Annotated in this window: 12 protein-coding genes and 1 tRNA gene; 6 read left to right on the forward strand and 7 right to left on the reverse strand. The window is 61.1% G+C overall.

What is annotated here, in order from left to right:
- Positions 1–79 precede the first annotated feature (79 nt).
- From WDB91_RS13285 to pdxH, 6 genes are all read right to left on the reverse strand, one after another.
- Positions 80–331: a hypothetical protein gene (locus WDB91_RS13285; RefSeq protein WP_339113022.1), complete on the reverse strand. Its 252-nt coding sequence runs from the start codon at positions 329–331 to the stop codon at positions 80–82.
- A gap of 61 nt (positions 332–392) precedes the next feature.
- Entirely contained in the window at positions 393–4025 is a 3633-nt protein-coding gene (locus WDB91_RS13290) for a vitamin B12-dependent ribonucleotide reductase (RefSeq protein WP_339113023.1), read from the reverse strand.
- Between the two features lie 531 nt (positions 4026–4556).
- Positions 4557–4633, reverse strand: a tRNA-Pro gene (locus WDB91_RS13295).
- A gap of 84 nt (positions 4634–4717) precedes the next feature.
- A complete protein-coding gene (locus WDB91_RS13300; protein WP_339113024.1) occupies positions 4718–5215 on the reverse strand; it encodes a DUF192 domain-containing protein in 498 nt (165 codons plus the stop codon).
- A complete protein-coding gene (locus WDB91_RS13305) occupies positions 5212–5748 on the reverse strand; it encodes a cold shock domain-containing protein (RefSeq protein WP_339113025.1) in 537 nt (178 codons plus the stop codon). Before WDB91_RS13305 ends, WDB91_RS13300 begins: the two co-directional genes overlap by 4 nt.
- Before the next feature lie 141 nt (positions 5749–5889).
- Positions 5890–6513, reverse strand: a complete 624-nt coding sequence (gene pdxH, locus WDB91_RS13310; protein WP_339113026.1) for a pyridoxamine 5'-phosphate oxidase — start codon at positions 6511–6513, stop codon at positions 5890–5892.
- A 176-nt stretch (positions 6514–6689) separates the two neighbouring features.
- On the opposite strand from pdxH, the gene fabI reads away from it, so the two are divergent.
- The 3 genes from fabI to gpt are packed head-to-tail and all read left to right on the forward strand — an operon-like array spanning position 6690 to position 8646.
- Positions 6690–7511 carry an enoyl-ACP reductase FabI gene (gene fabI, locus WDB91_RS13315; protein ID WP_339113027.1) on the forward strand — a complete coding sequence of 274 codons (822 nt, stop codon included), beginning with the start codon at positions 6690–6692 and terminating at the stop codon, positions 7509–7511.
- A gap of 4 nt (positions 7512–7515) precedes the next feature.
- Positions 7516–8127 carry a LysE family translocator gene (locus WDB91_RS13320; RefSeq protein WP_339113028.1) on the forward strand — a complete coding sequence of 204 codons (612 nt, stop codon included), beginning with the start codon at positions 7516–7518 and terminating at the stop codon, positions 8125–8127.
- A 12-nt stretch (positions 8128–8139) separates the two neighbouring features.
- Positions 8140–8646: a xanthine phosphoribosyltransferase gene (gene gpt, locus WDB91_RS13325; RefSeq protein WP_339113029.1), complete on the forward strand. Its 507-nt coding sequence runs from the start codon at positions 8140–8142 to the stop codon at positions 8644–8646.
- 40 nt (positions 8647–8686) lie between these two features.
- Here gpt and WDB91_RS13330 read toward each other — a convergent pair whose 3' ends face one another.
- Positions 8687–9148, reverse strand: coding sequence for a DUF4174 domain-containing protein (locus tag WDB91_RS13330; protein WP_339113030.1), 462 nt, complete (start codon positions 9146–9148; stop codon positions 8687–8689).
- A gap of 265 nt (positions 9149–9413) precedes the next feature.
- Here WDB91_RS13330 and WDB91_RS13335 point away from each other — a divergent pair, with 265 nt between their 5' ends.
- The 3 genes from WDB91_RS13335 to trpE all read left to right on the forward strand — a co-directional run bounded on the left by WDB91_RS13335 (position 9414) and on the right by trpE (position 14116).
- Positions 9414–10595 (forward strand): aminotransferase, encoded by a 1182-nt coding sequence (locus tag WDB91_RS13335; protein ID WP_339113031.1) that lies wholly within the window; start codon positions 9414–9416, stop codon positions 10593–10595.
- Positions 10596–10718: 123 nt separating this feature from the next.
- On the forward strand, positions 10719–12575 hold the full coding sequence (locus tag WDB91_RS13340) for a SurA N-terminal domain-containing protein (RefSeq protein WP_339113032.1): 1857 nt from the start codon (positions 10719–10721) through the stop codon (positions 12573–12575).
- Positions 12576–12610: 35 nt separating this feature from the next.
- On the forward strand, positions 12611–14116 hold the full coding sequence (gene trpE / locus WDB91_RS13345; RefSeq protein ID WP_339113033.1) for an anthranilate synthase component I: 1506 nt from the start codon (positions 12611–12613) through the stop codon (positions 14114–14116).
- The last annotated feature ends 34 nt before the right edge of the window (positions 14117–14150 follow it).

Consider the following 14150-nt stretch of genomic DNA (forward strand, 5'->3'; position numbering starts at 1 on the left):
GCCCTCTCGACGTCTAGGGCAAGCGCACCTGCCCCCGAACTCGTTAACCGCCACCCTGAAACGGGTCGAATGGGAAATCTCAGTGCAGACCGTAGACGCTGCCCGCCTGCATCAGCGTCACGGTCGAGGATGCACCATGCATCTCGATCTCGGCCACACTCATGGGACGGGCCCCAAGCCCCTCGCCCCAGACCTCGACCGAGGCCTGTCCGCCGAATGTGGCATTCAGCACCGATTTGAGCGCATCGCCAGAAAGCTTGGCGACCATGCCGCCCTCGATCAGCTCCAGCTCTGCCGCGAGCACGCGCGTATTTCCGATAATCAGTTCCAACGTCTTCTCCGCGAAACAGGTGAGAGGTGGTCAGGTCCGGCAGGGTGCCGGACCGCTAGGATCAGCTGCAGCCGGAGGTCCCGCCGCAGGTATTACATTTCATGCAGGTGCCATTGCGCACGAGCGTATAGTTGCCGCATTCGCCGCACGCCTCGCCCTCATAGCCCTGCATCTTGGCCTTGGTGCGCGCATCCATCGACACGGTCCCCGAAGTGACTGCCGTGGAGGCTTTGGGCGTAAACCCCGCCTGCCCTTCGGCAAACCCGCGGGCGGCCTGCGGGGCCGATTGGAACATCATCAGCTCCTGCGGCAGACGTTTGCGCAGATAGCCCGAAGACGAGATCTGGCGCAGCACCTCGAGCGATTTGGACGCGCCGTCCTCCTCGAGCGGAGCCGACTCGCCGCCGATATCGAGATCGTCGAATGTGTGCCCCTTGGGCTTCACATGCGCGAGATCCGTGCGGTCGAGATAGGAGATCGCCAGCTCGCGGAACACATAATCGAGGATCGAGGTCGCATTCTTGACCGAGTCATTGCCCTGCACCATGCCCGCGGGCTCGAATTTGGTGAAGGTAAAGGCATCGACAAACTCTTCCAGCGGCACGCCATATTGCAGGCCCACCGACACGGCGATGGCGAAGTTATTCATCATCGCACGGAAGCCCGCGCCCTCTTTGTGCATGTCGATGAAGATCTCGCCCAAGGCGCCATCATCATATTCGCCGGTGCGCAGATAGACCTTATGGCCACCGACAATCGCCTTCTGGGTATAGCCCTTGCGCCGCGAGGGCAGTTTCTCGCGATGCGAGCGCACCAGTTCCTTGACGATGACCTTCTCGACGATCTTCTCGGCCAGCACCTGCGCCTTTTCCTGCGGGGTGCCGGAGGTCAGGATCTCCTCGGCCTCCTCGTCATCCTCGATCAGGGCCGAGGCCAAGGGCTGGCTGAGCTTGGAGCCGTCACGGTAGAGCGCATTGGCCTTGATGCCCAGCGACCAAGACAGTTCATAAGCCGCCTTCACATCCTCGATCGAGGCCGAATTGGGCATATTGATCGTTTTCGAAATCGCGCCCGAGATGAAGCTCTGCGCCGCCGCCATCATGGTGATATGGCTCTCGACCGACAGATAGCGCTTGCCCTTCTTGCCGCAGGCATTGGCGCAATCGAAGACGTTCAGATGCGCAGGGTCCAGATGCGGCGCGCCCTCAAGGGTCATGGTGCCGCAGACATGGTCATTGGCGGCCTCGATCTGCGCTTTGGTAAAGCCCAGATGACGGAGCATGTCGAAGCTCGGATCATTCAGCTTGGCCGCCGGAATACCCAGCGTCTTGGTGCAGAACTCCTCGCCCAGCGTCCACTGGTTGAACACGAAACGGATATCGAACGCGGTCGGTAGTGCTGCGTTGATCTTCTTGATCTCCGCATCGCCAAAACCGTGGCCGATCAGCGAGGTCGTGTTGATGGCGGGGCAATTGCCAAGGCTGGCATGGCCCACCGCATAGGACACGATCTCTTCGGCCTGCGCGGAGCTATAGCCGAGTTTGGCGAGCGCTGCAGGCACCGAGCGGTTGATGATCTTGAAATAGCCGCCGCCTGCGAGTTTCTTGAATTTCACAAGCGCGAAATCGGGCTCGATACCGGTGGTGTCGCAATCCATCACAAGGCCGATCGTGCCCGTGGGCGCGATCACCGAGACCTGCGCATTACGGAAGCCATGCGCCTCGCCCAAGGCCAATGCCTGATCCCATGCGGCCGTGGCCAGCTCGACCAGCTTCGGGTCGGGGCAATTGGCATGATCCAGCGCCACCGGCTTGACCTCGAGGCCCTCGAACGCGTCGAGCCCATGGGCGGCGGCGCGGTGGTTGCGGATGACCCGCAGCATGTGTTGGGTATTCTTCGCATAGCCCGGGAAGGCACCAAGCTCGGCGGCCATCTGCGCCGAGGTGGCATAGGAGACGCCCGTCATGATCGCGGTCAGCGCACCGGTCAGCGCACGGCCCTCGTCCGAGTCGTAGCCCAGCCCCATATTCATCAGGAGGCCGCCGATATTGGCATAGCCAAGCCCCAGCGTGCGGAAATCATAGGAGCGCTGCGCGATTTCCGCCGAGGGGAATTGCGCCATCATCACCGAGATTTCCAGCGTAACAGTCCAGATCCGGCAGGCATGGATATAGCCTTCCGCGTCGAAGCGGCCGTCCTTGTAGAAGGTCAGCAGGTTCATCGAGGCGAGGTTACAGGCCGTATCATCGAGGAACATATATTCCGAGCACGGGTTCGAGCCGCGGATCGGGCCATCCTCGGGGCAGGTATGCCATTCGTTAACGGTATCGTGGAACTGGATGCCCGGATCGGCGCAGGCCCATGCGGCATGGCCCACCTGTTCCCACAGATCGCGCGCCTTGATGGTCTTGGCGACCTTACCATCGGTGCGGCGCAGAAGTTCCCAATCGGCATCGTCCTTCACCGCCTGCAGGAAGGCATTGGTCACCCGCACCGAATTATTGGAATTCTGACCCGAAACAGAGGCATAGGCATCGCTATCCCAATCGGTGTCGTAGGTCGGGAACTCGATGCTCGAGTAGCCCTGACGCGCATATTGCAGCACGCGGTTGATATAGGTCTCGGGGATCATCACGCCCTTGGCGGATTTGATCGCCGCCTTCAGAGCGGGGTTCCTGGCCGGATCGACCGCGCCTTCATCCGAGCCGTCAAAGGCGCGGATCGCCTCGAAAATCCTGTTCAGCTCGCGCTCGTGCAGCTTGGAGCCGGCCACCAGCGAGGCAACCTTCTGCTCCTCGATGACCTTCCAGTTGATGAAATCCTCGATATCGGGATGGTCCATATCGATGATGACCATCTTGGCAGCCCTGCGCGTGGTGCCGCCCGATTTGATGGCCCCCGCCGCACGGTCCCCGATTTTCAGGAACCCCATCAGACCCGAGGATTTGCCACCGCCCGAGAGCGGCTCGCTCTCGCCGCGAAGGCTCGAGAAATTGGTGCCGGTGCCGGAACCGTATTTGAACAGACGCGCCTCACGGACCCACAGGTCCATGATCCCGCCTTCATTGACCAGATCATCCGAGACCGACTGGATGAAACAGGCATGGGGCTGCGGATGCTCGTAGGCCGAGGCCGATTTCACCAGCTTGCCCGATTTCGGGTCAACATAATGGTGCCCCTGGCTCGGTCCGTCGATGCCGTAAGCCCAATGCAGGCCCGTGTTGAACCATTGCGGGGAGTTCGGTGCACCCATCTGGCATGCCAGAGTGTAGCGCATCTCGTCATAATAGGCCCGCGCATCCTCTTCGGTGGTGAAATAGCCGCCCTTCCAGCCCCAATAGGCCCAGGCGCCGGCCAGACGGTCGAAGACCTGCTTGGCCGAGGTCTCGCCACCGAAACGCTGGTCCTCGGGAAGATCCTTCAGCGCGGCCTCATCGGGCACGGAACGCCAGAGAAACTCGGGCACGTCCTTCTCGCGCACGCGCTTGAGCGCGGCAGGCACACCCGCACGGCGGAAATATTTCTGGGCCAGCACATCCGAGGCCACTTGGCTCCAGCCTTCGGGCACCTCAACGCTATCGTTACGGAAGACGATTTTCCCGTCCGGATTACGGATCTCGGACTGCGTGGTGGTGAAGGCGATAGCTCCGTAAGCGCCGCTCTCAGAGGTCGTGAATTTCCGCTCGATCTTCATCTGCTCAATTCCCTGAACAAAGCCAACTCTTACCCACCGACATTTCCGGCATACCAGACCGGAGCCTTGCACCCCCGTACAAGACCGATTCTAAAAGGAATCTGTATATTTGCCTGCGCGGCCTCCGCACCACTACATATGGTGGCTTCACCGGAAGCTCTGCACAAGTTGGCGCAGCTCCGGTGGCGCGTCAACTTATCTTTAACCAGCAAAATCGGCATTTTAGGATTGACGGCGGGACTCCTCGAAAGGCCGACCGATTCCTCCACAGAGGCATGCGGCAGCCCCACTACCATGCGGACGCAAGTTTTCCTTGAGTCACGAAGGCTTGGCCCGACAACAGCCCGACTGGCTGAAGCTATCCACAGCCTATCGGTGAGCGGACGCAAAATCGGGCATATCGAAAAAATAACGCCATGCCTGCTCTCCCTCCGCCCGAAAGCGCCGGAGCGCACGGACAAAGCCGATTCCTAACGCTGCAGCATGTAACGCGGCGCCAAGCGAGTGGATCTCATGGTGAAGGAGAGAAAGTGGTCGGGGCGGCGAGATTCGAACTCACGACCTTCTGTACCCAAAACAGACGCGCTACCAGGCTGCGCTACGCCCCGACTGCTGCCCTGATAACCGCTCGGCTCGAAAAGGGGAAGAGGTAAGATGCGAATAAACATCCTCTCCCGCGCCGAACGGGGAAATTAGTCGCTACAGGGGCGCAGCGCCACCTGACGCGCAATCATCGGATGCGACAAAACGGTACCGCGCGATATCCCGTCCGCCCGCGCCCTGCCCCCATTCAGCTCCAGCACGAAACGCGCATCGGCCCCCGAGGAGATCGGAGTCAGATCTCCGGGAATAGCGTTTTCATGTACGGAGACCACCATGCCGGCGGCATCGATAAAGATCATATCCAGAGGAATCAGCGTATTGCGCATCCAGAACGACCGCGGGCCTTCGTCAGGATAGACGAAAAGCATTCCCGCATCTTCCGGCATGGATTCGCGATACATCAGACCGCGCTCCCGCTCCTTGACCGTTGTCGCCAGCTCGATATCAAAGCTATCGAGCTGCTTACCGTTCTCGCTGAAAACGGCACGGTCCAACGCGCAGGAAATCCCAGCGGCCTCAGCCGGCCCGCTATGATAGCAGGCCAGAGCAACCAGCGCGGCGCACAGAGAACCGGGCCGGAAAATCATGCTTGTGCCCGCACACCGTTTTCCCATGCGAGAACCTGCGCCGCCATCCGGCCACGCCGCCCCTCGATCACCTTGAGGCAGACCGCCTCGCCGGGAGCCAGATCGGCAAATCCCGACCGGCGCAGAACCTCGATATGGATGAAGACATCCTCGGACCGACCGAACACATTGGCAAAGCCGAAGCCCTTGACCTTGTCGAACCATTTCACACGAACCGGTTCGAGCGGTAGATTTTCCAGATCCGCCGGCTCGGTGCCATCGAGATCCTCGATCGGCGGCACGTCATCCTCGTTTTCCGGCGGTTCGATCTGTAATACCTCGACCGCCTGACGCCCGCGCGGCGTTTTCTGCACCCTGACAGAAATCAGTGCATTATCGGCGACCGACCCCTGTCCGAAGTTCCGTAATACATTGGCATGGAGAAGGATGTCGGGCCCACCTTCCCCATCAAGAATAAACCCAAAGCCTTTGGCTGGATCGAACCACTTCACTTTACCGCGTAGCTCGCTCAAGTCATGCACACCGTCAATCATGTGTAATAGATCCGTCGAATAAACCAGACACCTCGCTGCATGGCCCAATGCAGCCTGTGCTCCCATACCCTACAGGTAACGTAACTGTTTCCGAAAAAAAACGATTATTTTACCTCATTCGCAATTCACGAAGCGCGAAATTCAAGGATTTAGACGCTGAACGCTCCAATCTGACGTTGCGTCACATCTTTCCCAGCGGAAACGGTCATGCAAACGGAATGCACCATCCGCCCAAAATTCAATCTCCAGCGGAAGGATACGGAAGCCACCCCAGAACGGCGGGCGCTTGGGGTTCGGCCCTTTCAGGGCGGTGATCTTAGCCACTTCGGCCATCAGCGTCGCGCGGCTATCAAGGGGCTGGCTCTGGCGGCTCGCCCACGCGCCCAGACGGGATTTCAGCGAACGTGAGGCGTAATATTCGTCCGCCTGCGGACCATCCTCGCGCGACACGAGCCCGCGCACCCGGATCTGGCGGCGCAGGGACTTCCAGTGCATCACGAAAGCGGCCTTACCCGCATGATCGAGCTCCTGCGCCTTGCGTGATTCGTAATTGGTGTAGAAGACGAAGGCCCCGCCAGATGCGGCATCTTGTCCTTCGATCTCCTTCAGGAGCACCATCCGCGCATTGGGCAGACCATGCGCATCGACTGTCGAAAGCGCGATCGCGTTGGGATCGTTGATCTCTGTTCCCTCGGCCTCGGCCAGCCATGTTTTTGCAATGGCAAACGGGTCATTGCCCGCAAAAATTCCCTCGCGATCCCCCATCGGGTCATCCTCCGTCCATCTTTATTACCGCTGCAGCGGGCATGAAGCCCCGAGGCGCGGATACCATGCCACAACTTGCGCGCAAGGGCGCGGAATGCAAGCGCTGCACCTTGTTCTTTTGTTGCGTTTCTCTTAATGCAATCCGACATATCAGAGGGAAGCGGGGGAAACCTGACATGACCAATAACCTTATGGCAGGCAAACGCGGCCTGATCATGGGCCTGGCGAACGATAAATCCATCGCCTATGGCATTGCCAAACAACTTCGGGATGCAGGCGCGGAACTCGCCCTCTCCTATCACGGTGAAGCGCTGAAAAAACGCGTCGATCCGCTGGCCGAGCAGCTGGGCTGCGATACGGTCGTCGAATGCGATGCCTCGAATGGCGAGTCCATCGACCAGCTCTTCGCATCGCTGAAAGAGAAATGGGGCAAGATCGATTTCCTCGTTCACGCCATCGGGTTCTCCGACAAGAACGAGCTGCGCGGCCGTTATGTCGACACCTCGCCCGAGAACTTCCGCGTCACCATGGACGTGTCGGTCTATTCCTTCACCGCTGTGTGCCGTCGTGCCGTCGAGATCATGCCCGATGGCGGCGCGCTCCTGACGCTGACCTATTACGGTGCCGAACAGGTCATGCCGCATTATAACGTGATGGGCGTCGCCAAAGCGGCTCTCGAGGCTTCGGTCAAGTATATCGCGGAAGATGTGGGCAAGCTGGGCATCACCTGCAACTCCATTTCGGCCGGTCCGATCAAGACGCTGGCCTCCTCGGGGATCGGCGATTTCCGTTACATCCTGAAATGGAACGAGCTGAACTCGCCGCTGCGCCGCAACGTGACGCAGGATGAGGTCGGCAAGGCCGCACTGTTCCTGCTGTCCGAGCTGGGCACCGCCACCACCGGCGAGACGCTGCATGTAGATGCGGGTTACCATGTCGTCGGGATGAAGGCCGTGGACGCGCCCGATATCGACGTCACCACCAAGCGCAAGGACTGAGCCTGTGCTCGGGGTTCTGGGCGCGATCTATCTGGTCCATCTGGCCGCGGCGATCTCGCCCGGCCCGGCGGTCCTGCTCTGCGCCCGGACCAGCCTGCGTGAAGGCTTCCTGCGCGGCACTTGGCTGGCGGTCGGCATCGGGATCGGTGCCTGCATCTGGGCCATTGCCGCGCTCTTCGGGCTGGCGCTGCTGTTCAAGGTGGCGCCTGCCCTGCTGACCGCGCTGAAATTCGCGGGTGCGGTCTATCTGATCTATCTGGCGATCAAAATGTGGCGCCATGCGTCCGAGCCGCTGGCCGATCTCCCCGAAACCGAAGCCCCGCGCAATGCAGCAGGGCTGGTCTGGCTCGGGATCGCCACACAACTTGCCAATCCCAAACCCGCGGTGTTCTTCGGGACCATATTCCTGACCTTCGTGCCGCCGCAGGCCCCGCCTTGGGTCTATGTCGCGATCATCGGCATCGTGTTTTTCAATGATGCGGGCTGGAATGTGATCGTCTCGCGGATCTTCTCGCTCGAACGCACGCGCCGCGCCTATCTGGGTCTCAAAACCACAATCGACCGCGTTTTTGGCGGTCTCCTTGGCCTGCTCGGCCTCAAACTCGCCATTAGCTGAGAGGATACCCTCATGACCCGCCTGCCCCATGAAAAAGGCTTCCATATCAGCTGGGACCAGATCCACCGCGATGCCCGCGCGCTGGCATGGCGTCTGGATGGCAAGGGCCCGATCGAGGGCAACTGGAAGGCAGTTGTAGGCATCACCCGCGGGGGGCTCGTGCCCGCGATGATCATGGCGCGCGAGCTGGACATCCGCACCGTCGATACGATCTCTGTCAAAAGCTACAACCATCAGGCCCGGACCGAACCGCATGTGATCAAGCCACCGCAGGCCGATATCATGGGCGCGGATGGTGAAGGCGTTCTGATCGTGGATGATCTCGTCGATACGGGCCGCACGCTGGAACTGGTGCGCACGCTCTATCCCAAGGCGCATTTCGCCACGATCTACGCAAAACCGATGGGTGTGCCGATGGTCGACAGCTATGTGACCGAGGTCAGCCAGGATACATGGATCTTCTTCCCGTGGGATATGGCGCTGCAATATGTCGAGCCCTATCGCGGCACGGATGCCTGAGACGCTCGACTGAGATTATTTCCTGACTGTAGTCAGGAAATCAGCCCTTCATCTCACGCTGGCGCATTGGCATGGCATCGATCGTCGAAAACAGCTCGCTGACGCCCAGCGGGCTGTCCTGATTGACCTTGATCCCGCCATCCTTACCGACCAGCACAACGCGGAATCCCTCGGGGTTGCCGAGCGCGTCCCTCAGCGCGGAGGCTGATCCATCGGCCTCGGACAGAACCACGATGTCCCGATCCTTAAGTTCTGAGGCTGCGGATTTCAGATTGGTCATCTGGATCCTGTAGGCCGGATCGGCAGGATCATCGGCCAGCACGATCACCGGACGGGCCTTCCAGCGCAACCCGTCAAGGCTGTCATTGGTGCTGGTCAGGGTTACAAAATTGCTTGCCTGCTGCGCGTCTGCCCCACCGACAGCGGACATGATCCCCCAAGTCGATGCGGCGACAGCGGCAGCATAGGCAATCGGGCGTGCGGCATTGGGTAGATGAGGCATGGGCAATCTCCGAATTGGCTCCAAATTATCTTCCGTCGAGGCTCTGACCAGCAAGCAGCGGCGACTCACATCATGGCCACTCACGTCAGGTAAGTCTGTCATCACAACGTGACAAAAGCCCGAATTGTTCATTTTCAATTTGAGTTTTCTCGGAAAAACGCGAGGGCGCTACCGACATGGGCAAAAAATGCGCAGAACGGGTGGCACTTGGCCTTGTGCTTACGGGGGCAAGCTGCTCAGGTATGCGCAAGTTTACGAGGATAAGATGACACTCACGCCCCTTGCTCCGCCCATGGCCGCCACTTTCGCTCCGCCGGTGATGGAGGCGCGGCGCTGGCTCGAGGGTGTGACCTTCCCCGCAGATCGCCCTTTGATCAATGTCTCGCAGGCAGCGCCCGTGGCCGCGCCCCCCGAAGGGCTGCGCCGCGCGATTGCCGATGCGGCGATGACGCAGACCGAGGCGCATCTCTACGGCCCCGTGCTGGGGATGCCCGAGCTGCGCACCGAGCTGGCCGCCCAATGGTCCAAAGCCTATGGCGGCACGATCAGGGACAGCAATGTCGCCATCACCCAGGGCTGCAATCAGGCCTTTGCCGCCGCGATGTCGACGCTTGCGGCACCGGGAGACGAGGTGATCCTGCCGACGCCCTGGTATTTCAATCATAAGATGTGGTGCGATATGGCTTCGGTCACGGCCGTGCCCCTGGCCACCGGTGCGGATCTGTTGCCCGACCCCGAGAAAGCCCGCGCCCTGATCACCCCGCGCACCCGTGCCATCATCCTGATCACGCCCAATAATCCGGGCGGGGTGGAATATCCGCCGGCCCTCGTGCAGGCCTTCATGGATCTGGCGCGTGACCACCGGATTGCGCTGATCCTCGACGAGACCTATCGCGATTTCGACAGCCGCGAGACCCGCCCGCATGAGCTGTTCACCGATCCCGATTGGGGCGACACGCTGATCCATCTCTATTCCTTCTCCAAGGCCTACCGCCTGACCGGCCACCGCGTCGGCGCGATGGTGGCCTCCGAGGCGCGTCTGGCCGAGGTCGAGAAATTCCTCGACACCGTGGCCATCTGCGCAGGCCAGCTGGGCCAGATCGGCGCGCTCTGGGGGATGCGCAATCTGGGCGATTGGGTCGCGGGCGAACGCGCCGAGATCCTTGCCCGCCGTCAGGCGATGGTCGAGGGGTTCAAATGGCTCAACGGCTGGCGGCTGATGGGCTGTGGCGCCTATTTCGCCTATGTCGAGCATCCGTTCACGCTCGATGCGCCCGATGCGGCCCGCGAGCTGGTCAGACAGGCCGGCGTCCTCCTGCTGCCCGGAACGATGTTCATGCCCGAAACCGATGCCTCGGGCAAACGCCAGTTCCGCATCGCCTTTGCCAATGTCGATGCACAAGGTATTTCGACCCTGATGGACCGGCTGAGCACCGTCTCGCTCTAAGGAAAACTCTGAATTCCCCGCGAGCAGACGGCCTTGCAGGGCCGGAATGCTTGCGGGCTTGATGAGTTGCGCCTAAACACCACCCAACACACTGACAGGCATGCCCCCCGGGCGGAGGAACTGATGGCAAACAAGCTGCGCACCCATGGCAAGAATACCGTGGTCTGGATTCTGCTCGGACTGATCGTGATTGGCCTGATCGGCTTCTCTGCCAGCAATTTCGGCACGAGCACCGGCTCGATCGGCTCGGTGGGCGACACCAAGATCTCGACCAATGACTATGCCCGCGCGCTGCAGCGCGAACAGAACCAGATGCAGCAACAGACCGGTCAGGCGATGAGCTTCCAGCAGTTCGAGATGTATGGTCTGGACCGCCGCGTGCAGGGTCAGCTCTTTGGTCAGGCCGCCTTCGAGAACGCCGCCGACAAGATCGGCATCTCGATCAGCGATGACGAGCTTGCCAAGCAGATCCAGCAAATTCAGGGTTTCCAGAATGCCGCCGGTGATTTCGACCGCAACACCTACCAGATGGCGCTGCGCAATCAGGGCATGAAGGAGCGTGAATTCGAGCAGAAGCTGCGCGCCGAAGTCTCGCGCTCGATCCTGCAAAGCGCCGTTGTGTCGGGCGTCCATGCACCGGATGCCGAGGTGAATGCCTACGCAGAATATATGGGCCAGACCCGCAGCGTGGCCTGGGCCGAGGTCACCAAATCCGATCTGACCCAGCCTGTGCCCGCCCCCACCGAGGACGCGCTGAAGACATATCACGACGAGCATTCGGATGACTTCATGTCGCCCGAGACCAAGAAGATCACCTATGTCTGGATCTCGCCCGACATGCTGGCCGACAAGGTCAAACTGTCTGACGACGACCTGAAAGCCGAATACAATTCCCGCATCGAGGAATTCCAGCAGCCCGAGCGCCGTCTGCTCGACCGTCTGGTCTATCCCGATATGGATGCCGCCAAAGCCGCCCGTGCGGCCTTTGATGATGGCTCCAAGGATTTCGAGGCGCTGGCCAAGGATCGCGGCCTGACGCTGCAGGATACCGATATGGGCGATATGGCCGAGGATGATCTGGGCGATGCGGGCAAGGAGATCTTTGCCGCCGATAAGGGCGCGGTCATCGGCCCCGTCGAGACCGATCTGGGCCCTGCCCTTTACCGTGTGAACGGGGTTCTGCCTGCCAATAACCGCAGCTTCGACGAGGTAAAGAGCGAGCTGGGCGAAAGCGCCCGCGATGCCGCTGCCCGCAAGATGATCGAGGACGAGCGCAGCAAGCTCGAGGATGAAGTCGCAGGCGGTGCCACGCTCGAGGATATCGCCAAAGATACCGATATGCAGCTGGGCACCATCGAATATAGCGAGGACAGCTCCGAAGGCATCGCGGGCTATGACGCCTTCCGCAAAGCGGCCGCCCAGATCAAATCCGACGATTTCGCCGAGCTGACCGAGCTGGATGATGGTGGCCTCTTCGCGATGCGCCTCGATGGCACGACGCCCGCCGCCGTGATCCCCTTCGACAAATCCCGCGATCAGGTCCAGGCCGCATGGGAGGCCGAGAAGCTTCTAGAGGCCAAACAGGCCCGTGCCGACGAGGCCGTGAAAGCCGTCACCGACCAACCCGACACCCAACTCTCGGCCACCGGGCTTCTGACCACCGAAAGCGGCAATCTGGCGCGGGGCGCCTATGTCAAGGGCCTCTCGCCTGCCGCCCTGCAACAGGCCTTCACGCTCGATCTGAACGCGGCCGCCAAGGTCACCGATGGCGAGAAGGTCTTCGTTGTGCGCCCCGTCAAGATCACCAAACCCGATCTGAAAGATGATGCGACCGCCAAGATGGTGGAGAACCTGCGCAATCAGGTCTCGCAATCGCTGGCCGGTGACATGGTCGATCTCTATGCCACCGCGATCCAGAACGAGGATGGCATGCAGATAAATTCCACCGCCATCAACGGCGTCAACGCGCAGATGCGCTGACGCCACCCATTACCCAAAGCCTGAGGAGGTTCGACATGGTTGCCCTATTCCCGTCTTTCGAGGCGTTCGACTCCGGCTGGCAAGACGGTAAGAACCAACTGGTCTATGCGCGTCTGGCGGCAGATCTCGATACGCCCGTCTCGCTGATGCTCAAACTCACCGATGCGTCGAAAAACAGCTTCATGCTGGAATCGGTCACCGGTGGCGAGGTGCGCGGGCGCTATTCCTTTGTCGGTATGAAACCCGATGTGATCTGGGAATGTCGTGGCGAGACCGCGCGGATCAACCGTTCGGCGCGTTTCGAGGAGACCTTCGAGACGCTCGACGGTCACCCGCTCGACAGCCTGCGCGCGCTGATTGCGGAAAGCCGCATCGACATGCCCAAAGACCTGCCTGCAGGGGCCGCCGGCCTTTACGGCTATCTTGGCTACGACATGATCCGCCTGGTCGAGAAACTGCCCGATGTGAACCCCGATCCGCTGGGCGTGCCGGATGCGGTGCTGATGCGCCCGTCGGTGATTGCCGTCCTTGATGGCGTGAAGGGAGAGGTCATCCTCTGTGCGCCCGCATGGACCGGCTCGGGCCTTTCGGCCAAGGCCGCCTATGCGCAGGCCGCCGAACGGGTGATGGACGCGCTGCGCGATCTGGACCGCACCCCCAACCAGCCCCGTGAAATGGGCGAGAACTTTGCCGTGGGCGAGCTGCGCTCGAACTTCACCCGCGAGGGCTATATGGCCGCGGTCGAGAAGGCCAAGGACTATATCCGCGCAGGCGATATCTTCCAATGCGTCCCCGCTCAGCGGTGGTCGGCCGATTTCCCGCTGCCGCCCTTCTCACTCTATCGCTCGCTGCGCCGCACCAACCCCTCGCCCTTCATGTTCTATCTGAATTTCGGCGGGTTCCAGATCGTGGGCGCCTCGCCCGAGATCCTCGTGCGGGTGCGCGATGGCGAGGTGACGATCCGTCCCATCGCGGGCACCCGTCCGCGGGGTGCGACGCCCGAGGCCGATCGTGCGCTGGAAGCCGATCTCTTGTCGGACAAGAAGGAACTGGCCGAGCATCTGATGCTGCTGGATTTGGGGCGCAACGATGTGGGGCGCGTGGCCAAGATCGGCACCGTCCATCCGACCGAGAAATTCATCATCGAGCGCTACAGCCACGTCATGCATATCGTGTCCAATGTGGTAGGCGAGATCTCGGACGAGCATGACGCGCTCTCGGCGCTGCTGGCAGGGCTGCCTGCGGGCACCGTGTCGGGGGCGCCCAAGGTCCGCGCGATGCAGATCATCGACGAGCTGGAACCCGAGAAGCGCGGGATCTATGGCGGCGGCGTGGGCTATTTTGCGGCCAATGGCGAGATGGATATGTGCATCGCGCTACGCACGGCGGTGGTGAAGGACCAGACGCTCTATATCCAGGCCGGGGGCGGTGTCGTCTATGACAGCGATCCGGCGGCGGAATACGAGGAAACCGTCAATAAATCCAAGGCCCTGCGCAAGGCGGCCGAGGATGCCGGTCTCTTCGCCCATCGCGGCAATTGAACAACGAAAGGCCCGCAGCGCGCGGGCCTTTTTG

This window comes from Thioclava sp. GXIMD2076 (assembly GCF_037949795.1).
In the GTDB taxonomy this organism is placed as follows: domain Bacteria; phylum Pseudomonadota; class Alphaproteobacteria; order Rhodobacterales; family Rhodobacteraceae; genus Thioclava; species Thioclava kandeliae.